This window comes from Paenibacillus sp. S150, from assembly GCF_019352175.1.
Classification (GTDB): Bacteria; Bacillota; Bacilli; order Paenibacillales; family Paenibacillaceae; genus Paenibacillus_AQ.
In genome coordinates, this window is sequence record NZ_JACBYI010000001.1 from 98,055 (window position 1) to 123,207 (window position 25,153).

15 protein-coding genes are annotated in these 25,153 nt (G+C 54.9%); 2 read left to right on the forward strand and 13 right to left on the reverse strand.

Annotated features, from left to right (window positions below):
* Positions 1 to 15: 15 nt before the first annotated feature.
* From HYD27_RS00410 to HYD27_RS00425, 4 genes are all read right to left on the reverse strand, one after another.
* Complete coding sequence (locus tag HYD27_RS00410) at positions 16 to 882, reverse strand: carbohydrate ABC transporter permease (RefSeq protein WP_219210262.1); 867 nt, start codon at positions 880 to 882, stop codon at positions 16 to 18.
* An 11-nt stretch (positions 883 to 893) separates the two neighbouring features.
* Positions 894 to 1,853, reverse strand: a complete 960-nt coding sequence (locus tag HYD27_RS00415) for an ABC transporter permease (RefSeq protein WP_219210264.1) — start codon at positions 1,851 to 1,853, stop codon at positions 894 to 896.
* Positions 1,854 to 2,091: 238 nt separating this feature from the next.
* Complete coding sequence (locus HYD27_RS00420) at positions 2,092 to 3,033, reverse strand: ABC transporter substrate-binding protein (protein WP_219210267.1); 942 nt, start codon at positions 3,031 to 3,033, stop codon at positions 2,092 to 2,094.
* Between the two features lie 74 nt (positions 3,034 to 3,107).
* Positions 3,108 to 4,751: a helix-turn-helix domain-containing protein gene (locus tag HYD27_RS00425; RefSeq protein ID WP_219210270.1), complete on the reverse strand. Its 1,644-nt coding sequence runs from the start codon at positions 4,749 to 4,751 to the stop codon at positions 3,108 to 3,110.
* 313 nt (positions 4,752 to 5,064) lie between these two features.
* Between HYD27_RS00425 and HYD27_RS00430 the strand changes: the two genes are divergently transcribed.
* Positions 5,065 to 6,207, forward strand: a complete 1,143-nt coding sequence (locus tag HYD27_RS00430) for a family 8 glycosyl hydrolase (RefSeq protein WP_219210271.1) — start codon at positions 5,065 to 5,067, stop codon at positions 6,205 to 6,207.
* 737 nt (positions 6,208 to 6,944) lie between these two features.
* Here HYD27_RS00430 and HYD27_RS00435 read toward each other — a convergent pair.
* From HYD27_RS00435 to HYD27_RS00455, 5 genes are all read right to left on the reverse strand, one after another.
* Positions 6,945 to 7,235, reverse strand: coding sequence for a MazG nucleotide pyrophosphohydrolase domain-containing protein (locus HYD27_RS00435; RefSeq protein ID WP_219210272.1), 291 nt, complete (start codon positions 7,233 to 7,235; stop codon positions 6,945 to 6,947).
* 196 nt (positions 7,236 to 7,431) lie between these two features.
* Complete coding sequence (locus HYD27_RS00440) at positions 7,432 to 9,318, reverse strand: DUF2264 domain-containing protein (protein ID WP_219210273.1); 1,887 nt, start codon at positions 9,316 to 9,318, stop codon at positions 7,432 to 7,434.
* A gap of 14 nt (positions 9,319 to 9,332) precedes the next feature.
* Entirely contained in the window at positions 9,333 to 10,469 is a 1,137-nt protein-coding gene (locus HYD27_RS00445) for a glycoside hydrolase family 88 protein (protein ID WP_219210274.1), read from the reverse strand.
* A gap of 38 nt (positions 10,470 to 10,507) precedes the next feature.
* The gene (locus HYD27_RS00450) at positions 10,508 to 12,319 is read right to left on the reverse strand and encodes a heparinase II/III family protein (protein WP_219210275.1); all 1,812 of its coding nucleotides are present in this window, start codon (positions 12,317 to 12,319) and stop codon (positions 10,508 to 10,510) included.
* Positions 12,320 to 12,359: 40 nt separating this feature from the next.
* On the reverse strand, positions 12,360 to 13,505 hold the full coding sequence (locus HYD27_RS00455) for a DUF2264 domain-containing protein (RefSeq protein WP_219210277.1): 1,146 nt from the start codon (positions 13,503 to 13,505) through the stop codon (positions 12,360 to 12,362).
* Between the two features lie 175 nt (positions 13,506 to 13,680).
* Between HYD27_RS00455 and HYD27_RS00460 the strand changes: the two genes are divergently transcribed.
* The gene (locus HYD27_RS00460) at positions 13,681 to 14,535 is read left to right on the forward strand and encodes a helix-turn-helix domain-containing protein (RefSeq protein WP_219210279.1); all 855 of its coding nucleotides are present in this window, start codon (positions 13,681 to 13,683) and stop codon (positions 14,533 to 14,535) included.
* Between the two features lie 933 nt (positions 14,536 to 15,468).
* On the opposite strand, the gene HYD27_RS00465 is transcribed toward HYD27_RS00460, so the two are convergent.
* From HYD27_RS00465 to HYD27_RS00480, 4 genes are all read right to left on the reverse strand, one after another.
* On the reverse strand, positions 15,469 to 21,912 hold the full coding sequence (locus HYD27_RS00465) for an S-layer homology domain-containing protein (protein ID WP_219210281.1): 6,444 nt from the start codon (positions 21,910 to 21,912) through the stop codon (positions 15,469 to 15,471).
* A gap of 33 nt (positions 21,913 to 21,945) precedes the next feature.
* Positions 21,946 to 22,785: a carbohydrate ABC transporter permease gene (locus HYD27_RS00470; protein WP_219210283.1), complete on the reverse strand. Its 840-nt coding sequence runs from the start codon at positions 22,783 to 22,785 to the stop codon at positions 21,946 to 21,948.
* Positions 22,786 to 22,800: 15 nt separating this feature from the next.
* On the reverse strand, positions 22,801 to 23,739 hold the full coding sequence (locus tag HYD27_RS00475; RefSeq protein WP_219210284.1) for a carbohydrate ABC transporter permease: 939 nt from the start codon (positions 23,737 to 23,739) through the stop codon (positions 22,801 to 22,803).
* A gap of 74 nt (positions 23,740 to 23,813) precedes the next feature.
* Positions 23,814 to 25,151 (reverse strand): ABC transporter substrate-binding protein, encoded by a 1,338-nt coding sequence (locus HYD27_RS00480; protein ID WP_228744842.1) that lies wholly within the window; start codon positions 25,149 to 25,151, stop codon positions 23,814 to 23,816.
* Between the last annotated feature and the right edge of the window lie 2 nt (positions 25,152 to 25,153).

A 25,153-nucleotide genomic window follows, 5' to 3' on the forward strand; every position in this document is an offset into this window, starting at 1 on the left:
GCACCGCTTCTGAACTCAGCCCTTGATCGAGCCGATCATGACCCCGTGCACAAAATACTTTTGAATGAACGGATAGAAGAGCATCATCGGCAGGACAGCAACCACGATCGTGGCGTAGATGACTGTCTCTGCGATCAGATAGGAGTTGTCTGTGACCATCATGGAATCACTCGGCTTCATCTGTACCACCAGCCGGTTCAGCAGCACCTGCAGCGGCACCTTGTCTTCGCTGCGCAGCAGCACCATCGCCCAGAAGTATCCGTTCCAGCGGCCTACCGCATAGAAGAGCGTTACCGTAGCCAAGGCGGCCTTGGACAAGGGAAGCATGATTTTGAACAGAATAGTGGCTTCGCTCGCCCCGTCGATGCGGGCCGCTTCCTCCAGCTCCTCGGGAACGGATTGAAAGAAGGTGCGCAGAATGATGACATTGAAGGTTGAAATGGCGAAGCCAAAGATAATGGCCGTCCGCGTATCCAGCAGATTCAGACTGCGGAAGTTCATATACATCGGAATGATGCCTGCATTAAAGACGAGCGTAAAGGAAATCATCAGGTTGATCGCCTTCCGGCCCTTGAGCCTGCGTTTGGACAGGCTGTATGCGCCGCAGATGGTCAGCGCCATGCTGACGGCGGTGCCTGCCACGGTGTAGAATATCGTATTGGCGTATCCGAGCCAGATGGTGGACTCCCGGAAGACCGCCTTGTAGGCATCCAGCGTCGGATCGACGGGGAACAGGACCACCCGGCCGGATACGACCGCGTCCGGCGAACTGAAGGAAGCGGACAGCACATAGAGCACCGGGAATATGATAACCAGCATCAGAACCGCAAGGAACAGATAATTGAAGCGGTAAAACAGCTTTTCGCCGCGACTTTCCGTCATGACTTTTTCACCTACCAGAGACCGTTTCCGGTGTATTTTTTACTAAGCCTATTGGAGATCACAATGAGCAGCAGCCCAATAACCGAGTTGAACAAGCCTATCGCCGTCGCCATATCGTAACGGCCGTTCAAGATCCCTTCCCGGTACACATAGCTGTTGATGACGTCCGCTGTCTCGTAGGTCGCAGGCTGATAGAGCAGAATAATCGCTTCATAGCCAACCTCCAGCAGACTGCCGATTTTCAGAATCAGCATAATCATGATCGTGGGCAGAATCCCCGGCAGGGTCACGTATAGAATGCGCTTCCATTTGTTGGCTCCGTCGACCACAGCGGCCTCATACAGATCCGTGTTGATGCCCGCCAGCGCCGCAATGTAGATAATGGCCGAGAAGCCCATTTCCTGCCAGATGCCCATGGAGACAAAGATGGTACGGAAGTACTCCGGCACGGCGAGGAAATAGATTTTCTCCATGCCCATCTTCTCCAGCAGGAGGTTGACGATACCATTGCCGGGCGCCAGCAAATTGGTGACGATGCCGCACACGACGACGACTGAGATAAAATGGGGCAGGTACGTAATGGTTTGCACCGTTTTCTTAAACACGGCATTCTTCACTTCATTGAGCAGAAGAGCCAGAATAATCGGCGCGGGAAACGCGAATAACAGGCTGTACAAGCTGATCAGCAGCGTATTCTTCAGCACCCGCAGGAAGTAATCGCTCTGCAGGAAGGTTTCAAAATGACTGAACCCGGCCCATGGACTGCCCGCTATCCCCTGAAAGACACTGTAGTCCTTGAAGGCGATCTGCAGGCCGTACATTGGCTTGAAGGCAAACAGCAAATACCATAATACAAAAGGCACGAGGATAGCATACAGAAACCAATCCCTTCGCAGCGCCTTCCCCAGGCCGCCGGTTTTTGCCTGCAGCTCCGGCAACCCGTCCTGTCTCTCCTTAATCCGAAGTTTCATCTCTCTTCTCTTCCTTCCTTGGCCGGCCGTCCGGCCCGCTTTCATATCTTCATTATAAAGAGCGCGCCTTGGGCCCATAAGGCAAAATCCGATTGTGAGGGACGGTTTTTCAACTGCCTTTGGAGCGGTGTTCCCGGCCCCTTATTCCCGCGCCAAAAAACCGTGCATGATGCTGCACGGCTTGGGCGGCTTTTTCGGCTGCACTCGTTCATATAAGTGCGGCGGTTATCTGTCGGGTCTAACGTCCTTCTACAATAGCGTCGGCCAGTATTTCAACCTGATTTTCAATGGCAACAGGGTCATCATTATATAAGTAGTTATAGTCAATCGTGTGTACGCGTCCGTTCTTGACTGCATCGAGGCTCTGCCATACGGCACTGGCTTCAAGATCCTTGAGGACAGTTGAAGTGCCGTCCGGATCATAGCTGGTCAGGATGATATGATCGCCTGCGAATTCCGGTATAACCTCGAACGAGATTTCACGGTACCATTCCTCGGAATTGCGGAACAGCTCGTCGACTTTGGGAGCTGGCTTTACCTCCAGAGCTTCATACAGGGCGTAGCCCCCCATATTCACAAAACCATATACGCGCAATGTGTTTTTCCATATATTGAAAATGGTGAAGGTTTCATCCGGACTAATGTTGTCCGCAACCTTCTGCCGGGCATTCCGGACCTTGGCATCAAATTGAGTGATCCATTGTTCCGCTTCCGTCTCCCGTCCGAGAATATCCCCGAAAATGCGTACGGATTCTTTAGGGCCGCCGCTTAGTTCCAACGGAACCGTAGGCGCAATCTTGGAGAAGTCCTCATATTTTGCCGAACCCCAGGAAATGATCAGATCAGGCTGAAGCTCGATGATCTTCTCCATAGATTGGCCGATGCTCTCCGTACCGGCCTGCTCAATGAAGGGATGATTCTTCAGCACATAGTCATCCGTCCCCACAGGCTTGAGCCCAAGGGCAACGAGTTGTCCATAATACCAGTCTGTCACTACACGCTCTGCCTTGACCGGAATCTCCGAGCTGCCAGCCATATGTTCGTATACGCGGGTAGCTGCCGCCGTCTTCGCATCAGCCTCCGTATCCTTGTTTGCTGACGGGCTATTGCTGCATGCGACCATACCCGTAAGCATGATGGCTGCCATGAAACAAACCGGTGTTATTCTCTTCCTGCCCAAGCATATCGCCCCCTATATGTAATGATTCTCATTATCATTGACAACTATAGCAAGTTCGGCAGAGCATGTACATGTCAGATTGATTCATGTTTCTTTGGACAATTGGGCAAAAGATCATGCATGATTTCATCCAGCTGCGCGTCCAGGGCAGCCGGTCCGTAGCCGTACCATTTGGTCATGTCCACCGGGTACACACATTTCCGCTTCACAGCTGTCCGGGCCAGCCATTCCGGGCTGTTCATCATGGCCGCTGCACGCTGCCTTGCCGCCGGATTATTCTCAATGGATACGAAATAATGATCGGCATCGTAGGCAGACAATTGCGGGATGGAAAACTCCGGATGCTCTAACCCTTGGACCCGCATAGCCTTAACAGCCTGAGGAGGTGTGAGCTGCAAAATGTCATAGAGCAAATCAGCCCCCATGTAGCCATTGGCATAAATGAGTAGACGGTCACTGCGTACGTTGATCATTGCAATCGTTGCTTGAGGATTGAGGGTTCGATGCAGGATTTCCCGGGCCTGTCCGGCTTTGTGATCGAAGTAACCCAGCCAGCTGCGTGCCTGCTGCTCCATACCCGTTATTTGGGCAACATGCATAAAATGCTGCTTCCAACTGACCCCGCGCCATGGGATCTGTATGACCAAGCCCAGCTGGCGAAATTGTTCAAGCTGGCTGTACTCATCGTCTTCCAAAAGGGGATACAGAATGATATCAGGCTTCACGCGCCGGAGAATCTGAAGCCGCTCGGCAGGTGTGGTCTGCCAATAGATCGGTTGAAACGAATTGGAGGCCTGTGACAATCGGAACCTGCGGTTCACCCAGATATCCGTGATTGCCGTACAGGGAGTGACACCAAGCGAGAGCAAATCCAGGGTACACGCATGATCCAGGGACGCAATCTTTGAAGGTTTGCGCAAATATACAGTCGGAGACATACCGGTGACCTGCTTGAATTTCCGGCTTAAGTAAAATTCATCCGTATAGCCGACTTGGCGGGCAACCTCGTTCAGCGATTTTCGGGATTGCAGCAGAATAGCCTTAACCTTGTCGACGCGTATGCGATTTAGATAACCGGTAAATGTAGAGCCTGTGCGTTGCTTGAAGCTTAACGTGAATTGCCGCAAGCTTAAACCGGACATAGCTACAGCGTCCTCTCTCTGGATTTTGCGGTCATAGTGAGTGTGCAGATAAGAAATCACCCGGTCGATACCGTCGAGCGGTTTGGTAAAGGAAAGGGAAGCGGGCTGTTCGAGCGCCCACCATGCATCAGCGAACAGGGTCAGAAATCGGGCCTGGACCGGAAGCCGCTGCGATAGGCTGTTATACAGCCGGTTTTCGTATAAATCAAACAGTGCGGAGGCCTGCTCAAGCAGGATAGGCGGGTTCTGTTCAGCCAGCACAGGCGTGAGCGGAGAATCATGGGAGGATTCCTCGCCTGTCCATTCATAGTCACAGACATACATTTGAAGCTGCTCAGCAATCGGTTGAAGGCCTCCGTTTACCTTCCTGTGCAGCAGAAGTGTTGTATTTGGCGGCAGGGATATGCAGCCGAAGCCGCACAGCGTATGCGAGTTTTCATTGATCGTCAGGGTAACGGATTGCGCAGCTATAAATAATAAACGGTAAGTGCTCTGGTGAAATCTGCAGTCCTCGGCCTGCGAGGCTGCCGAATATTTATACATGTTCTTGAGAACAGGAAATCCTGAATGCCGCATACGGGTGTCAACTCCTTCACTAGAAAATACGATGTCAATTGAGAATTATTATCAATCAGTGTTATTCTATCGAATCCCTCCGATATACGCAACAAAGCCGCCGAAATTCGGCGGCCCGGGCTTACAGCGCAGTCTTTCTATACAACTTTAAACCATTTCATTTATCGGTTTTTAACAGCATGAACTGGACAATGCCTTTTCCCGCCGTCCTAACAATATCTGTATTTTCCAGGGAAAACGCTTTAATTTGTATATCTCCCGCTATGCTATACTTTGGACAAAACCACATTTACACATTTAATGGAGGCATGTGATGAAAATCTCCAAAGAGGGTTCCTTTTATACGCGGGAATACAGCAACTTGTTCAGAGAGCTTGGCTACCCGGAGGATGAGATCCGGCAAAAGCTTGATCATACCTGGAATGAATTGTTCTACGGCACAGCGGATGTGCGGATCTACCATCCCCTGGATGATGATAAGGGCTATATCGTGGATACCGGCAATTCGGATGTGCGGACAGAAGGCATGTCCTACGGGATGATGATGGCCGTTCAGATGGACAAAAAGGAGGAATTCGACCGGCTGTGGAGGTTCGCCAAGATGTATATGCAGCATACGGAAGGCCGTTACAAGGATTTTTTTGCCTGGCACTGCAAGCCGGACGGCACACGCCTGTCATCCGGTCCGGCCCCGGACGGAGAGGAATTCTTTGCGATGGCGCTGTTCTTCGCCGCCAACCGCTGGGGGGACGGCCCGGAGCCGTCCGATTATTCCGAGCAGGCCAGAATTATTCTCCGTGCCTGCGTGCATCAAGGGGAGGAAGGCGAAGGCAATCCGGTGTGGGACCCGGCGACCCGGCTGATCAAATTCATTCCCGAGTCTTCCTTCAGTGATCCTTCCTACCATCTGCCTCATTTCTATCATTTGTTCGCTCTGCAGGCGGATGAACAGGACCGGGCCTTCTGGACAGAAGCTGCGGCAGCCAGCAGAGCTTATCTGCACAAGGCTTGCCATCCGGAAACCGGGCTGGCGCCGGAATATGCGAACTATGACGGAACCCCGGCAGCCCCTCAGCCGCATGGAGACTTCCGCCACTTCTTCAGTGATGCTTACCGTGTTGCGGCCAACATAGTTCTTGACTATGAATGGTTCCGCAGCGATCCCTGGCAGGTGGAGCAGTCGAACCGGCTCCAGGCATTCTTCCGGGACATTGAAGTTGCGGATTACCGGCGCTACACCATTGAAGGCCGGCCTTTGGAGGAACCGGCCTTGCATCCGGTCGGACTTCTGGCAACCCTTGCCATGGCCTCGCTGGCTGCCGACGGGCCGGATGCAGAAGCATTCGTCAAGCAGCTCTGGCATACGCCGCTTCGCACCGGTGTCCGCAGGTATTACGATAACTGCCTGTATTTCTTCAGCTTGCTGGCATTAAGCGGCAACTACCGTATATATTGAACAGCCCTTTCATTCCGGGCATCTGCCAGACTCCAAACTCACACAAGCAGAAACGGCTGCGCCGTCCTTTAAAAGGACGGCGTGTTTCAGCGAGAAATAGAAGGATAATTTGATGTGCCGAGCATATAAATTCTGGCGTAATATTTGAACAAAACGGCTGCGCCGTCCTTCACTGGACAGCGCAGCCGTTTGGGGATTCAGGTTCGGGGCTGCCGGGGTCCCTTCCATTCCCCCAACCGGGTCGGGTGAACCGATGCTTTCCACTGTCCCTTCAGACCCTCTTGCTGCAACACGGAGGTAAGCCTAAGTGGAAAAAGTAAACCTAAATCTCCCCACATCCCCTTTTTCACCAGCGTTAGTGGGAAAAAGGATAACTAATTCATCCAATTTTCTTTCTTTCAGGGAAATATGCCTAAATTAAGTGTTCTTTTTCCCACTATTGCCTCTGCCTCAAGCTTTTCAGTCCCTTTAGGTTTACTAATTCCACTTCACTTCATTGTACTCCACGGTATGTTTCAGCGGGAAAGATAAGGCTAATGTACAGCGTGAAACATAGAAATTCTTATCTTTCAAAAAAAACGTTCAACGATCTTTGTGACCGCGGACGGTAAAGTAAAGAATGCAGCCAATAATTATAGATCCTATGCTGAAATTATAACTGCGCATGCAGATTTAAGCATGCGCAGTTAAATTTGAACACTGCTTGTCTCCAGCAGCAGCAGCGGGTACAGTTTGTACTAGCTCCAGGTCCTCTTATCATTGATTTCCATCTTGCTCCTGAACGCTTGCTCAAGATCAATGCCCAGCTTGTTGGCCAGATCAAAGATATTCCAGACCACATCATACATCTCGTGCCCCAAGTTTTCCTGCTTCTCCGCATCGGGCTGGAAGGAGACCGAAAGCACCTCTTTCGCCAATTCCCCAACCTCGGTCATCAGATACAGCGTTCTCTGCTCAATTGTACTCGTATCAAACCCTTTGATTTTACTGAATTCACTTACATATTGTTGAAACTCTGCCGTATTCATTTTCCCGCTCCCCGCCCTTTAACTGCATTGCACGAATTGCTGTCATACTTCCCGATAACTGCCGGTATACATCCTGTTTATTTTACATGTTTCATCTTACTTTTCATCAACTATAGAAAAAAAAAGAAATCCGTAAACCCTAGCGGCCGGCGGACTTCTGTTGAGAATTGGAATGGAGGCTGAAATATCGTTCCATCTATGCCAGCCTTATGACGATTTCCCTGCCGGTATTCGTGAGGACGGTTACCGTTTGCTCACCGAACGCAACATGCAAATTATGCTCAGGCGATTGCTTGAGAATCCCGGCGGCTTGTTCAGACAGGCGGCACTTGGCAGCATTTGACGGATAACCGTATACAGCCGATGCCAGCCAGTGTATTCCTGGCGCAAGTGACGCCGTCAGTGTCGGCAATACCGTCCGGGGACGAAGCAGGTTCGTGTTGGCATTGGGCCGGACCAGCTCTGCCTTCACGTACCCCAGCAACCCCTTAATTCCGCTGGTTCCCCAAGCTGTAGTCACCGCAGCGCCTGCCATGCCGGCCAGCTGATCCGGCTCCGTTTCCCGGCCGAGTGCGAAGCCGCCTTCCGCAGCGTCCAATGCCCGGCCGGTCCCGATCCGGTGAATCCGGATATGCCAGGGCAGCCCGGCGACTATCCATGAACGGACCTCGACATCAGCCCAGGGCCTCCATACCGCACGGAGCACATTGTCCATGATTTCCGACTCCAGGTTCCGCCGTCTGACCCGGTACAGATTGTCTCCGCCCTCGCTCAGGGCAAGCATCGAATCATAGGCTCCTTGGGCTAAGCCCCATTCGGCGCGGGGCACACTAAACCCAAAGCCTGTCGAATACACGAACTTCTCGTACTTAGCCGAGGTATGGGTATGTTCATTGCTGTGCAAATGGCCGCTGTTGAAAGCCGCCACGTGACCGGAGCCGGGTTCGCGGACGATGACCAGATGCGCCGGCTGCTGGACCGTAATGGCAGGGATATCCGGCAGCGGCAGCTCGGCTTCCTTCCAGAATGGATGCTCCCCGCCGAAGGCCAGCGGCAGGAAGGTCTTCAAGGCCCAGTACGGAGATCCCGGAGCGTTGTAGTTCTCTGCCATGACCAGATTCGGATAGGCATAGCCGATGGTCAGCACGCCATCTTCGTCAAAGATGGGCTGGCCGAACCACCAGCGCAGGTTGCGCAGCACCAGCCCTTTAATGACTCCGGCAGGGAATCCCTCCACCCCGGCGTAGGCATAGGCGCTCCAGAAGGCCGACTGGGCGAAGCGGTAAGCGAGACTGCGCCCATAGGGCAGCGCAGAGCCGTCCGGGGCGAACCAGGCGATAAATCCGGCAGCGAACAGCCTGGCCCTTTCCTTGAACAGGTGGGAACGTTCCGGGTCTTCCCGCTCCATCAGCTTCGCGTACAGCAGCCCGTAATAGTGGATGGCGAAGGGCACGTAATAATCGCTGTGGCCGTCGATGCCGTCGCTGTACCAGCCATCCCCCAAATAGAAATCGTCCATACGCCGCAAATTATTCTCCAGCTGCTCTGCATCGTAAGGAAGGCCCAGCCTGCGGAATCCGGCATTCACCAGCACGTTGAAGAACAGCCAGTTGCAGTCATAGCAGGGATGGAGGTTGATCTGATCCAGCCAGCGGTACAGATGCTCCTGCTCCTCCGGAGCGAGCGGGGTCCAGATGCGTTCCGGGATGGCAGCCAGGGCGAAGCCGAAAACCGCCATTTCCACCAGACGCTGGTCGTAATCCCCTGCTTCCCCCCAATATTCTGCATGGGAAGGATCGGTTCCATGCCGGATGCCGTCCAGCACCAAGTCCCAGAGTCCGCTGTTCCCGCCTCCCATGAGCAGCGGCACCAATCCCCACAGCACCCGTGAGAAGCCTTCCATTTCCGCAACCGCAGCGGGATAGCCGGCCCCGGTCTTCCCCGTCTTCAGCCGTGCTCCGCCCGGACTATACAGCGGACGGAGCGGAGCCGTAAGCTGCTCAAGGGCCAGCACCAGATCCTGCCGGGTCACAAGCGGATTGTCTTGAATCCGTGAAGCTGCGGCTTCATTCCCGCTATACATCCTTATGCCCTCCCCTATTCCCAGTAGAAGGGGCCGGCTTCCTTCAATCGCGCCAAGCCCTCCACGTAGAAGAAATCTCCGTAAATCAGCGGAACATCCATATTCCGCTTCTCCGGGTAGTGGCTCGTGCCGTGCAGCAGCAGCCCTTCCTCCTCCGCATTCTCCCAGGTTCCATAATTCCGGTAAAGGGACTCCAGCATTTTTATGGCGCTGTTCCGGTATACATGGGACTCCGAAATGCCCACCTGGCCGGACAGGAGCAGCAGCCCGCTCGCCGCACAAGCACCGGCGGACGAATCCCGGAGGTCTCCGGCTCCGCCGGGCGCACGGAAATCCCAATGCGGGACGTGATCCTCAGGCAGGCGGGTCAGGAAGAAATTCGCGACTTGCTGGGCCGCATGCAGGTAGTCCCGTTTGCCGGTATGATGATAGGCCAGCGCCAAGCCGTAAACGGCCCAGGCTGTGCCGCGCGACCAGGCCGATTCCGGCGAATAGCCCTGTCCGCCAAGCTTCTCCGATACCCCGCCCGTTTCCGGGTCGAAATTGACGATATGATAGACCGAGCCATCCGGCCGGATGAAATGCTCCAGCACCGTGTCCATATGCGCCTCCGCGATATGGCGGTAGCGCGGATCGCCTGTCGCCCCGGAAGCCCAGAAGAGCAGGCTCGTATTCATGCAGCAATCGATAATCGCGATTCCGCTGTTGTTCTCGCCTTCACTCCAGGGATTCCAGGCCCGGATATAGCGGCCTTTCAGATTGAAGCGGGCCGCCAGATAATTCGCCGCCTTAAGCGCCCTGATCCGCGAGGCTTCCGCCCCCGTCAGCTTATAGTTCGCTACGCTCGTGAGCAGCCACATGAAGCCCAGGTCATGATCCAGCTTCACATAGCCGTCGAGCACCTCATCAAGCCGCTGCTCGCATTGCCCGGCAACCGCCTTCAGGCTCTCGTCCCCGCTCTCCGCGTAGAACTGCCAGAGCATGCCGGGCCAGAAGCCGGCCGTCCACCAGTTCGGAGCCTCAAGCACGTACCTGCCGCCCTGGCTGGCATGGGGGAACCCGGCGCCGATTCTGCGGCTGTTGCTTCTTGTCTTCTCCAGCGCCTTGCTCCAGGCCTCATCTACCCACGTTTGTTTTGCTGTCATATTCATCTCAGCACTCCGCCTTTGTAAGAATTTGTGTCTGTCCTCTATAAAAATTGAAAAGTAAAAGCGAACCGGCCCCCGCTGCCGGGCTGAAGGGCATGAAAGTCCAGACTGTGCCAGACCTGCTCCCGGCCAAAATGATCCCGGTACAGATGTGGAGTGATCTCCGGCTCTACCGCCCCGGAATCATAAGACACCTCGGCTCCGCCGCCTGCACTTCCCGGCAGCAGCACAGCACCGGGACGGAGAATCTCCGGCTTGCGCCAGGTGACAAACCGTTCGGTCCAGCTCGCCGGTATCCCCCCGTACCGGTATTCATCCCATAGTTCCAGGCGGGGGTGCCGCTCTTTGCGCCAGACGAACGAGCGAATGAGCGACTTGAGCCCCGCTGTCCGGTAGGCCAGCGTAAGGTCCAGGGTCAGTTCATCCGTATCCCCCGCTGAGGCGTGCAGCACCGCGGAGCTGAACTGCCGCCCCGCCGATTGATTCAGGCCGTCAATGACCGGCACCGAATGTCCCTGCGAGCCGTTGCAGTCATACCGGTACCGGCCTGCGCCGAAATAACCGGCCGTGTATTCTCCGCTGCCGAGATCGGCCAGGAAGACCTCTCCCCGGCCGGTCAATATGAACTGTCCCAGATCGTTATGGTTATGCGGCTCGGCATTGTGGCCGCCTTTGGCGGCGAACCCGAACGTGCCCGCCCCGGACACATGCCGCGACAGAAGCCAGGCGGCATCGGGAAGATAGCTGCTGGCAGCGGGCCAAGCCGCCTGCTCTGTGCCGGGCTTCGCCCAGAGCAGATTCCGCACAGCAGGAGCAAACCGGCTGCAGTGATCCTCCGTGTACGGGGCACGGAGTGCAGACGGGGGCCGCTCAACCTCCCCGGGGCAGACCTCCGCCAGATAATGGGATAAGCCCATATGCACATATCCCCGGGGCAGCGAATCCGAGAAATTGGCGGCAAGGCCGCCATCGATGAAGCATTTCTGCTGGAACCGGGCAATCTGCCGCACCTTCTCATTGCTGAACGCATCCAGCTTCCCCCCGCTCCGGGAACGGAGCAAGTCACTGTAATAGGTAAAATAGCCAAAGCCGTAGTTCCAGTAGCCAAGACCCTCCAGGCAGGCTCCGTCTTCTCCGAAGCCCTCCAGATAACAGCGCATACTCCGTTCTGTCCTGTATAGAATTTCCGTCAGGCTCACGGGATCGTCCACAGACAGCAAGGCAGCTGCACCGATTGAGCCTGCACAGACAGCCGCCCAGTTATGCCGGGCAGTCTCCCATTCGTAAGGACCCTTTTCCAAAAAAGGCCGGAACAGCCTGCGCTCCGCCTCCTGCCGTATCCGCGAGCGAAGCCGCGGCGGGAGACGTTCACCCAGCAGCAGTGAAATCTCGCTCAGCGCAAACCCGGTTTCGGAAGAGAACAGATCAATATAACGGTCAATATCGGCGGCCTGATGCTCCGGAGGCAAATGGGCAGGCAGGCACCAGGTGTACTCTTCACAGACCGCCCATAGCATTTCCTCCAGCTTCTCCAGAGGCTGGCAATCCCCCGGCTCCAGCAAGGCCAGAAACACATACGTGTTCAGCCGCCTTCTCCGCTCAAAATAGACCCGTTCATACTCAAGTCTCGAACCCGTGCGGGCAAACAGGGAAAACAGCCCTTCAGACAGCTCCGGTACAGCCTGCCCGTCCAGTCTTTGCCCCTCTGCACGGATTTCGCCGATGTCCGGTTTTAAATGCCCGGACGATGACGCCCTGGTCCAAAAAGCCGCCGAATCTCCATCCGGGTAATACAGGTATGAGCCAGCGGGCTTCATTTCCCTCACTATTGCAAGTAGCTCCTGTTTCGTCATGCATTCCTCTCCTATCGGCCAGCCGGAGCATGGGACCAGCCTAATGTCCTAAGGCATGATCCCTCATCACATTGTCACCGGCCGCAATTCTTTGCGAAGTCCATTTCAAGTCTTCTCCGGCCCAAAAAGGATCGGAAGGAGGCAGCCCAAGCGGCAGAAATACGGCGCTGCACAAATAGAGGCTGCCCGTATTGATATAGCCTTCCGCAAGCTCCGGCTGGCAGCCGTACACCCCCGGCCGCAGCCAACCGTCCTTATCGAAATTGCCGGGAAACCCCATAGTCCGTGTGATTACAGCTGTCAGGGCGCAGCGTACCTGTGCGGAAGGAAGCGATTCCTCCAGAAAATGCTGAAGCGCCGCCTGCGACAGCAGCTGAAAAGCGCCAAACCGGTACACGATGGAGCGTCCGGTGAACGGATAAGTTCCGTCCGGCGCAATCATCCGTTCCAGCACGGTTGCGTACCTCCGGGCCCTCTCCACAATCACCGGCCTCCATGCTGCGTATTGCTCCGACTCCTGGGCAAAGAGTGTTATTACATCAACCAGCATCGGCTGGATGACATAGCTGTTGTAATAATCCCAGTGAAACTCCTTGCCGTCCCCGTAAACACCGTCTCCCTTGTACCAGTCCATGAACATATGGACCGCGTACCCGACGCGCATCCGGTCATATTCGGGTTCCCCGAGAATATACAAAGCCGCTTCGACCATTGCGCTGAACAGCAGCCAGTTGCTGCCGCCGGGCGCAGTCCGGCGCGTCTGCTTCAGCGCAGTGATTACATTGCCTTTGACCCGCTCACTCAGCCGCCCGGCAAGCTGCTTCGGCGCACGCACCAGCGCATGGGCCAGAAATGCCGCATCGACCAGCGGCTGGCCTTCGGTCTTGAAATCCATATAGTCGGGCGAAGCCGGATCGGCAGCGGCAGCGATGGCTTCCCGCATCAGCCCGGCATAGCGGGCTCTAAGCTGCTCTTCTTCACCTTCCAGCCCCTCCAGCTCCAGCCACGGGGCCATTCCGCAGGCCAGTCTGGCAAAGGCTTCCAGATGGGCAAACCCGCTCCGGTCGCGGTGAAACTCCACAGGCAGCCGTTCTTTCAATTTTCTCCGGCTGAGTGCATCCAGTACCGGATGTCCAATCAGCAGCAAGGTATCCAGCCAATACTTACGCTGTTCCGCAACGTTCATCTCTCATTTCGTCCTTTCGTTTACGCCTGTCCGGCACCAGGCCTGACTCCCCTGAACTGCCGTATACTTGCTTGATTGCGCAATCCTCTTCTATAGTTTACTGTTATATTATTGCAATGTCTTTGCGATTAATGATGATTTATTGCGTTTATTGCGACGAATCTGAAGGGTGGCGATGGGTATCAAGCATGCCCAATATTATCAAGTGTTCGATGGCGATATTCTGGCGGGTATCGGCAATTCGCCGATCTCCCCCACCAGAGATTTTCATATCCATGACCACTACGAAATCTTCCTGTTCCTGGGCGGCAAGGTGAACGGATTCGTGGACCAGTACAGCTATCCTCTGCAACGGGGCGATGTACTCCTGTTCAACAGCCATGAGATTCATAAAATCATCAACCTGTCCCCGGAGCCTTACGAACGGTTAACGATTCATTTCAGAGCCCCGCTGGTGTACCCCTTCTGCACCGCAGGCACCAATCTGCTCGCCTGCTTCCAGAACCGCCGGCCCGGAGAACATAACCTTGCGCAAATGGGGGAACCGATGCTTACAGCGTATATGGAGCTGTCCGCACGCCTGATCGATGCGCTTAAGCACCCGAAATACGGCAGCGAGGTTCTGGCCCTGACGTATCTGATCCAGATTCTGGTGCTCGTTAATGAGCTGTACAGCCGTACCCGTTCCTCCGTGCCCAGCATTATTTCCTCACACATCGAATCAGCCATGAGCTACATCGACAACCATCTGCATCTGAGTCTGCCGCTGGAGCAGATTGCCGGGGAGCTGAATGTCGATAAATATTATCTCAGCCATATGTTCAAGCAGCAGACAGGCGGAACAATCTACCGGTACGTCCTGCTGAAAAAAATCGCACTCGCCAAGCAGCTCTTATCCGCCGGAACCTCCGTATCCGATACCTGCTATCTGTCCGGCTTCAACGATTACGCCAATTTCATCCGCACCTTCAAGAACATCACGGGCCTCCCGCCCGGAAAATACGGCAGGCAAACGGAGAAAAAAGGCTGAATCCATTGAACTTGTTAGTAAAATAACCCCACAAAGCGGGGCCTTGGCTTCGATGATGACTCAGGTACTTTGCGGGGACCCCAAAACATATAAATTCCTATCTTTTGAGAAGAAACGGCTTCGCCGGCCTCTGAAAGAGGCGGCACCCGTTTCTCCAAAAATAGAAGGATAATTGATAGTGTGAAACATATAAATTCTTTCAAGAAAGACGCCTATCTGCGCCCTATAATAAGAATGCTGCCATTTCAGTGGGGAGGAGAAGAATCATTTCGCGCTGATTCCACCGTCCAGCCGGCTTCGCGCGAAATCAAAGGCACTTCTGCCTTTGATACTCTCTGCCTGCCCGCTGCGGACAACGCAATCGCGCAGTTTGCTTGGCCGAAATCCCGATCCATTCTTTCATATACAGCACAGCCGTGAAATAACGGATAAGCTTCGATTCCCCCAAAATATATAAATTCTTATCTTTCAAGTGGAAACGGCTTCGCCGGCCTTATAAAGACGGTATCCGTTTCAGCGAGAAAGATAAGGCTAATGTATAGCGTGCAACATATAAATTATTATCTTTGAACAAACCGGCTATGCCGTCCTTCACTGGGCAGCGCAGCTGTTTGGGATTTCAGGGGCAAGGCTGCCTGCTGAAACCCGGAAGGAAATTCACCCAAGTGGAAAAAGTGAACTTCCTTCTCCCCACATCTCCTTTTTCGCAAGCGTTAGTGGGAAAAAGGATACCTGAATCATCCGATTCTCCCCCTTTCAGGGGAATACGCCAAAATCAAGTTTACTTTTTCCCGCTATTCCCTCTGCCGCAAGCTTTTTAGTCCATTTAGGTTTACTTTTTCCACTTCACTTCATTCCACTTTACCTCCCTGCCCCGGTAGTGATCCCGGCAGTCCGCTGACAACGCAGCCTGCCAGGTCCAGTGAATCAGCCTTACAAATAGGCCAGCAGATTGAAGAGAACTTGCGCACTTTCGGCGCGTGTCATCCGCTCCTGCGGCGCGAATTGCTGATTGCCGCGTCCCTGAAGAAGACCCGCCTGCTTGGCGGTGCTTACTGCGTCCTGCGCCCAGCCATGGATTCGGGAATAATCGCTGAACGGGGCGGCGGAAGCCGCCTCTGCCTTGCTGCCCTGCAAATATTCATACGCCCGGACGGCCATTACCGCCATTTCCTCACGGGTGATGCTGCGGTCCGGAACGAACGTATCCGGGCTGCGTCCGAGCACGATGCCGGCTTCGCTCACGGCTGCAACGGCGTCCGCATACCAGGCTCCGGAGTCCACATCCCTAAAGGTTGAAGGACTGTCCGCCTCCAGCCCCAGCGTGCGGGCAAGCATCGCCGCGAATTGCGCTCTTGTCACTTCCCCGTGCGGATTGAACTCCGCAGCGGAAATGCCTTCTATAATATGCTTGGCAGCCAGTGTCTTAATTGCGCCGCTGGCCCACAGGTCTGTACTGACATCTTCGAACACCCTGTCATATTCCAGGACCGCATACTGGCTGAAATGCCTGATCCCGGCCGTCCATTTGCCGTCCTTCAAGGCTCCGCCGACAAATTCAAGGATGCCATCCCCGGCAATATAGTAGATGCCGAGCAGGCCGGGATCTGCATTGGGATCGACAGAGAAGGCAAGCATCAGCGGTTCATCCAAAGTGGTTACCGGCACGGCAGTGCCGTCCGCAGCAACAGCCTCCAGGCTGAAGCTGACCACGTCACTTGCGGCAGACAGCTGCACGGAGCCGTTGGCAGCCGGGTTATTGATCAGCTGTTCCACAGCGGCTTTAGGTGCCTTTACAGCAGTGAGCCTGATCCGCACCTTCTCCGCCTGTCCTCCTCCGGCTGACTCCAGGATGCTCCTCAGCGCCTCTGGAGTCAGGTCTACAGCAACCGTGCTCCAAGCGAGACGCAGTGTGTTCCCGCCGCCGATTGCTGCTGCTCCCTCCGGAAGCCATACGGAATACGTTGCTTCGTCAAGCTGAACCGTTATTGTCCCTTCAACCGGAGCGGCGAAATCTTCCCGCTCAAGCATCCGGGTGGTCTGCGGCGCCGGTGTCGGTGCCGGCGATGCCGTTGGAGCGGCTGTAGGCACCGGCGGCGCCGTTGGTGCCGGAGTTGCTGTTGGCGTCGGTTCAGGCGTTGGTTCCGGCGTCGGTTCAGGCGCTGGCGTAGACGTCGGTTCAGGCGCTGGCGTAGGCGTCGGTTCAGGCGCTGGCGTAGGCGTCGGTTCAGGCGGTTGCTGATCTCCGCCTACGGTAACGGTCCGCGTGACTTCGGCAGCCGCGTTGCCCGCCGCATCGCTGACATTATAGTGGAAGGTGTAAATGTCCGCCTGTGCTGTATTGAGCGCAGCCGAACCATACACTTCGCTGCTGACCGTTGTGATGATGCGGTCTGTAATGTCGCCGTCCTGATCATCGTAGGCTGTGGCTCCGGCATCGGTATATTCGGAGCCGGCCGGCAGATGAACTGCCGCATCGCCGGTCAGCGTAATCACCGGCGGAACCCTGTCCGGCTCCGGCAGCGTAATCGTTCCGCTGGCCATGCTGTCCGTCCTGGCATCTCCCTTACTCAACGGGACCGTGAAGCTGAAGCTTCCGGCTGCGTCCTCTGTGGCTTCCTGGAACGCTGACAGGGTAAGCTCGCCAAGCGCAACACCGGTAGCGCTGAATCCGTTCAAGCCGCGGATCGTTGGCGGCAGCCAGCTCCGCACATCGTCTTCGCTGTTGGCGGCAGCCTTCTGCACGCTGTACGCCGCCCCTTCTATGATACGCTTGGCCTCGCTGACCGCCTGCTCATTGGCGACGCCGGCGCTGTCTCTCGCTACAGCCACATAGCTGACCAGCGCAGCCTGGTTGCCTGAATATGTGTTGTTGATCGAATATTTCACCACACCGCCCGCCGGCAGCGTGAAATCATGGCTGACCATAGTGCCGTCAGGGCCTGCGACCAGGCCGGTGCGGACCGTTTCCGTCGCCGGATTTCCTTCGGCGTCCGTATAATCGAGCGTAATATCCATCGTGCGGTTGGTGTTGCTCCACCAATCCCGGTGGAATGAAGCTATCGTATATTTGCCGGCATCCAGCGGGAACAGATATACGAGCGGGCTATTCTTTGCATTCGGGCCATAGGCGCCGGTCTGCGATTTATCTGCGGCAGCTACATCACCTCCAAGCCCCTTTAAGCTGTAATTCGCCCCTGTATTGGTGTGACCCCATACCGCGCTGTCCGTTGACGGCTGATCCGCCTTGTCATTGAGCAGACTGCCGCCTACAAAATTCCTGATCACCGTATACGGCGGTGTAACACCGTCCACAGTGACGCCGGCATCCACGAAATATAAAAGGCCTTCCGGCACCACCTCCACATAACAGACGGTTTTCAGGTTTCCGTAAGTACCGGTTACAGCTACCCTGTCATAAGGGGTATTGAAGCTGACATCCTCTACATTCCACTTCACGGACACCGGCACTGTGGTGCCGTCTCCACGGGTGGCTTCCAGCTTTTCGGGAAGATTGGGCAGTTTGCCGGCATAAGTGGCCGTATCCTGAGGAGCGGAAAGCTCCCGGATATCCCCGGTGGCCAATTGGTTTTGGGCCGAGGTCAGGCGCGCAGCGAGCTGCGCAGCTCCTTCCTGGTCCAGTTTGTAGCTGACGGCATGATCCAGCGCTTCCCGGGCATTGCTTCGTGCAGCTGCAAAGAGCAGCCAGTCTCCTTCGGCATATTCATCCAGCCTGATTACTTCCTCCGCCGCAGCCACCGCCTCTTGAAGAGCCGAGGTATCGGGCGCACCCTGCACTTCGCCGGAAACAACCGCCACGGCATCCACCGCCAAAGTGCCGCTGAGCACCTTGATCTGCACGGTATGCCGGCCATATTCCAGCCCGCGGAGCACGAACGTCTGGCAGAGCTCCTTGGAGGCCATCGTCTCCGCCGGCAGCGAGGCAGCCCCGCCGTCCACTGTCACCTCAAGCTTCGCAGATCCGTCATTCGGCCCCAGGATATCGAGTCCTGTGCCTTCAAACGTATATTCCAGCGCAGCACCCGCACCTTGGCTGGTGGAAAGGGAGCGTTGATAAATGTACATGCCGGCGCCGTTTTGGTGGCTCCATGCCCCGCTGTATATCAATTTCGGGCCCGGATTTGCCGCCAGATCATTCATTTCAAGATTATCCAGAAGCTCGGAATAGTACGGCGCGTAGCCGTCAACCGTCTCCACCTTCAGATTATCGAAGCGGACATGATAATAGCCGCTGGCCAGATCTACCCGTCCGGATAATTTAGGATTCGGATCGGTATAGGCGGCCAGCTTCACACCATCTAGATAGGCGGTCACCTTGTCGCCCGCGACCTGGACGGCGATGTTATGCCAGGCGTCATATGCGGCGTCAAATTCATCAAGCTTCACGCCGCCGGAACCGCTCACCACATTGCCGTTCGCCACTGCACTGCCACCCGCCAGCAGCTGCCAGCCTCCGTCTAACCAGAATTTCAGCACATAGGGTGTGCCGTTAATGGTGTGCGAGCTGCCGCCCCCCTGGTAACGGGCGCCAATCGCCGCATAATTGGCTCCGCCCTGGGCGCCGCTATTTTCGAACGAAACATCCACACTGGCCTTGTAGTTGGTCCACCGGTTGTCGCCGATGGCTGTGACCGGATCGCCGCTGTTCCATGTGCCTCCAAGCCCCATAATGCCCGAATCCAGCTGCTGGCGCAGGACATAGTTGTCAGACCCTTCCGGCAGATATGCCTCGAAGGCGCCGTTGCGGTCATGGGTATAGCGCGGCATCACGCTTCCCGGGCCGCCGCGGGAGTCTATATAGCTCTCTGTACCTGTAATTTGTCCGCCTTCGCCGATCTTCACAACGGACTGATTGGAGTAGTCAAAATCATCGGCATACAGAAATTTATCCCCGCTATTCTGAACCGCTCCGGTTGCATCCGTGTCGAGCACGGTACGCTCACCCTCTACAGGCAGCGGTGTATTATACGCCTCTTGGTCCTTGCATTCCAAGGTAGTAACGGTCACTGTCGAATACGGCTTGACATGAACAGTGTACACGCCGCCGCCATCGGCAGAGACGTCCCCGAGATATTTCATGTAATTGCTGTTGAAGGCTTCACCGGCAGCTGCGGCCCGGGTCTCCCATACTTCCAGGGACGGATTGCCCGCATAGCCCATATTGACCGTCTGAATCTTATAGATTTTCCCGTACTCGCTGTCGTTCACAATCACCGTTGAGAAATCGCCTTTGTCAGGTGCGGCAAGTGTCATATAGCTGGGGGTGCCGTTGCGCCCGCTGACAGGGTTGGTGCCGGCCGCACCGGTGGAGCTGGCCTTCGGAACCGCTCTCCAGATCCCCGCCGTATTATCTTCGTTCTCCCAGCCTGCATTGGCGAACCAGCTGTAATGCTGCAGAACGGCAAGGCCTGCGTCATAGTGAATCCAGCCCGACCACGGGTCGCGCGCGCTGAGCAATTCCTTGAAGGAATATTGTCCGCCTTCGTAGAAGGAGCCGATGGCCGGCTGGTAGATAAAGTGCGTCCGGCGGGAATTGACAAACCCCTTAATAATGGTATTGCTCATCTCCAGCGCACTTCCGGTACCGCCGATGCCGGTTCCCTCCGCTGTAGGGTCCTTCATATTATTGTTGGGGCGGAAAGCGGAATTGCTGAACGTTGACTGTGCCTCACTGTTCCAGACCTCAATATCATATTGCTCGGCAAGCTTTTTGAAATTGCCGGAGCTGTCATCGTCGGTATTGTAATGGTATCCGGCCACCGGCACTGCACTGCGCAGCGCCTCGTCGCTCACCATACTGCCGCCGAAGGAACCGATCCCGACTTCATCGGAGATCACGGCCTTGATACGGTTATACAGCGCATTCTCCGCCTGGCTTGCAAAACCTTCGTTATCCGTCCTGACTCTCTCGGCGTACTGTTTGGTCCACGTCAAATCCGGCGCATGCTCGTTGATGTAGGGATTTACGTAATCGGCCATATAACCGTACTCGCGGTAAGCGGCCAGAATGGTATTTTTATACCAGGTATAAATTTTGTCGTTGCTGTCGGCCCAGGCCGGAGCGCTCCAGCGCAGGATACTCACCTTAAGCCCGGGGTTCACGGCCTTGGCGTCTGCCGCAAGCTGAAACCCGGGATGCCGGGTGACATTGGCCGCTTCATCCGCCGTCCGCATCGTGGCCGGGTCCGGGCCGGTCGAGTTGTTGCGGTCGTTGCCCATCTCGATTTTCACATGCGTCATGACCGGATGCTCGCCGCCGAACAGAATCCGCAGCATTTCCGCATAGGCTTCGGGCTGCTCAGACTTGTAATCCATCAGCAATGCGCTGGTGCTGTTCGCACTCAGTACGCCAAAGCCCTTGAACGTCAGGCCGTTGACATTGTCTGCCTTAATATCGTTGCCGTCCAGCAGAACCTGCACCATGGAAGCGGCATTCCGCCCGGCGTCTTCGATCAGGTCTTTAATCCCGCCCTCGGCAACGGCAAACCAGCTCAGGATAGGCTTCTCACCGGACACATAGGCGTAGGTCAGGGTCATAGGGCTGCTCACATCAATATCTTCGGGAATGGTGAATTCGCCGGAATATGTCCGGGTCGCATTGGTGTTGAATTGTTCAAGCGATAAAGTGTGTGTCCCGCCGCTGTTGTCCCGGTACTCGATTCTGGGCTGGATGACACGGGAGCGGCTGCCGTACCAATCATAGAAACCGCTGCTCAGCGTGTAGGTTCCCGCCTCAAGGGCCTGTAATTGATAGACAATATGATCGTTCGCGGCACGAAAGCCCACTACCCATAGGGACGGATCGGTTGCCGGGTCTGTATGTCCCCCGTCTTTGGAGTTCTTAACCTTCTGCACGGAATCGTCGAACCCCCAGGCCGTCGTTCCGCTGACATGCTTCTGATCCGGCAACCGGTTAAGCAACCCGCTGCCAGCCAGTGTTTTGACCGCTTCATACAGCGGGGAGGAGGCAGGGCCATTGCCTACGGAGTCGCCGCCTCTGCCGCTGTCCACAAAGTAAACCAGGGGATTGCTTGAAGGCGGAATCACCTCAACACTGGCAACGACCGGCCCGCCATTGGCCATACCGGTGACTGTCACTGTGTCATAGGGCACGGCAAAGGTATCTTCACCAATATTCCAGCTCACAGATGTGCTCTGGCCTCCAATCTCGATGCTGGCAGGCAAGGTGGTTCCTCCGGCGTTGTGCGCCCCCATATAGGCGGCTGCGTAGAGGGTATCCGGGGCAGCCGCGGAAACGGTCGGCCCACCAAGCACCGGAAGCGTTCCGAGTACGAGCGCAGCGGACAGCAGCATCGAGAACAGCCTTTTTCCGAACAAGTGCCGCTTTCTGTTCATTCACTTCTCCTCCTTTGGTTACAAGAACCTGTCCTAGCCTTTAATGCCTGACGCCGCTACACCCTGTACAAAATATTTCTGCAGGGCCAGGAACACAACCACAACCGGAATAATGGAAACCACACTTGCAGCCATAATCAGGCCGTACTCGGCGGAATATTGCGAAATGAACATTCTGAGTCCGATTTGAATGGTCTTGAGTTTCGTATCGGTCAGATAAATCATTGGCCCCAGGAAGTCATTCCAGGTGGAGACAAAGGTAAAAATCGTCAGGGTGGACAGGGCCGGCTTGGACAGCGGCAGCATGACTCTCGCCCAAATCCCGTATTCGCTCAGCCCGTCGATACGCGCCGCCTCGCATAATTCATCCGGAACCCCCTGATAGAACTGGCGCATCAGGAATACCCCGAAAGCGGAGAAGGCCTGCAGCAGAATGATCGCCAGATGGGTATTGTTAAGTCCCATATACCGCATCAGGATAAATTGCGGCACCATGTAAGCCTGCCAGGGAATCGCAATGGTGGCGATATACCCGAGGAATAGAATATTCTTTCCTCTGAAATGAAGCTTCGAGAAGGCATACGCCGCAAAGCTTGAAGTGAGCAGCTGCAGAATGGTTACGATAATCGATAATTTCGCCGTATTGTAAATGAAACGGCCGAGCGGAATGCGGGTCCAGATATCCGCGAAATTCTCCCAGCGCGGATTCGCCGGAATCCACACCATCGGGAAGGAGAACACATCCTTGTTCAGCTTGAGCGAAGAGGACAGCATCCATATATACGGAACAAGCATACACAGCACTGTCACAAATAACAGAATATACACAAGCACCATCGTGCCGATTCTAAATGCTTTGTTTGTACCCGCCATATCCTTCATATCCTCCTATTGTCCGTATTTCTTCTCGCCGCGGAACTGGACGATGGTGATGCCCAGCACCAGCAGGAATAATACAATCGCCATGGCGCTGGCATATCCGTAATCAAGCGAGCGGAACGCCGTATTGTAGATTTGATAGACCATGACTCTTGTAGAGTCATTCAACTGGTTATCGGCGCCGGCAAACAGGTTGATAAAGATATCGTAGACCTTGAACGAATTGATGACCAGAATCATCAGGACAAAAAAGGACGTCGGTGCCAGCTGCGGGACCGTCACATTGCGGAATCTTCTCCAGGCGCCCGCGCCATCCAGCTCGGCAGCCTCATATAATTCAGGGTTAATCCCCTGCAGGCCTGCCAGGTAAATGACCATGTAATACCCCATGTTCTTCCACACGGTGAAGAGTATGACCGTGAACATTGCCCACTGCTTATCCGCCGCCCAGCGGGGAAGCTCCTCCAGCGGGATGCCGGTAAGGGTATGCAGAATATTGTTGACCGGTCCCATCGTCGGACTGAAGATAAAGTTCCAAACGGCCGCAACAGCTACCAGTGAAGCTACATAAGGAAAAAAGAATACGGTTCTCATAAAATTGCGGGCGAGTATCTTCTGATTGAGCAGAATCGCCAGCGCCAGCGCAACAATCATGGTGAAGGGTACCACCCCGATGGTGTAAACAATGGTATTCCACAGCGCTTTGTGAAACGTCGTATCTTTAATCAGACGGGTGAAATTGTCAAGTCCGGTGAACTCCATCGGATTGGCACCGTCCCATTTCACAAAAGCAAGAATAAAAGCAAAGAACATCGGCACCAGTGTAAACAGGGCAAACCCGATAAAGTTAGGCGCAATGAAGCTGTAAGCTACCAGATTATCGCGGAGGCCTTTGGACAAATGACCTTTAGGAGTCTTTTGGGTGCGCAATATGGTTTCGTTCTGCATTTTTTCTCCTCCAAACCTTCTATATAAAGGCGGGCCGCAGCCCGCCCCCCCGGACTTCACCGTCCTTCTGCCGGTTAATTGTTCAAGAGCTGCCCGACGCGTGTGTTCATATCCATCAGCCCTTCGTCGATTGAGCTGTTTTTGGTCATGATATTATCGTGTGCTTCGTTCAGAATGACCTCAATGTCTGCACTTTTTTCATGCATCGGCATTTCCAGATAGGTCTGTACGGTAGTCAGCGCCGCCTTGCTGTTGCCGTCAGCAGGGAAACCGTCAATGGAAGCAATCGAATTGATAACCTCATCGTTCTTAATCGCCGGAATGGTGCCGGTGGAAGCAATGACTTTGGCCCCTTCTTCATCCGTCACAAACTTCATGAAATCAAGCGCAGCTTCCTTGTGCTTGGATTTCTGGTTGACAGCCAGGGACGTAATTGTGCCCAGTGTCGTACCTGCTTCCACACCGTCCGGGTGCGGATATTTCACAATGCCCCAGTTGGCCGCCTGGGACTCGCCGCTCTTCACTTTTTCAATCTGAGTGGCGATAAACCAGCTGCCCATGTTCATCATCGCAACGGAGTTATTGTAGAATACGCCGGAATAATGCGTGCTTGAAGTCTTCAATGTTGCGTAATCCATGACGATGCCGTCTTCCTGTTCTTTCAGAATCCGCTCATAGGTCGGCTTCAGGAAATCGTAATTGCCGTCAACAACAGTGTTCTTGCCGTCCAGAATCCCGAACAGCTGAACCGCGCTGCGCCAGGTATGATAATGGGCTCCGTACACTTTTTCGGAACCGCTGCCGGAGGTCATCTTTCTGGCAAGCTCATCATATTGCCCGAAGGTCATATCATTGCCCGGGTATTCCACTCCCGCTTTGTCGAACAGGTCCTTATTGTAATACACAATCCAGAAATCACTGCGGAAAGGAAGCGCATACACATCACCGTTTACTTCAATCTGTTCTACAGTACCCCCGTATGCGGAAGCATCAATCGCGTTGTCTTCCATGAAGCCCTTAAGCGGCTCCAGGTGATTCTGCTTCACAAGGTTGGAGTAACCGGGGATATCTTTAATAGTAAGAACATCCAGATCCGCGCCGCCGGACAGCTGTGTGCTCAGCATTGTCATATAATCGGTGGAGCCAAGGTCGACATATTCAATCGTTACATTCGGATGCTTCTCTTTGTAAGCGTCGATCAGCGGCTTGTAGTAAGCGGTTGCCTCCCAATCCCATAGCGCCCATTTTAAGGTCACAGGCTCCTGGTCCGGTTCAGCGGAAGCGTTTGCAGAGTTTCCCGTTGCTGGAGCGGCTGTAGCAGCGCTGCCCCCGTTGTTGTCATTGCCGGAACATCCGGCCAGAACACTCAGGGAGAGTACTGTGGCGAAGGTCATGCCATAGAATCTTTTCAATT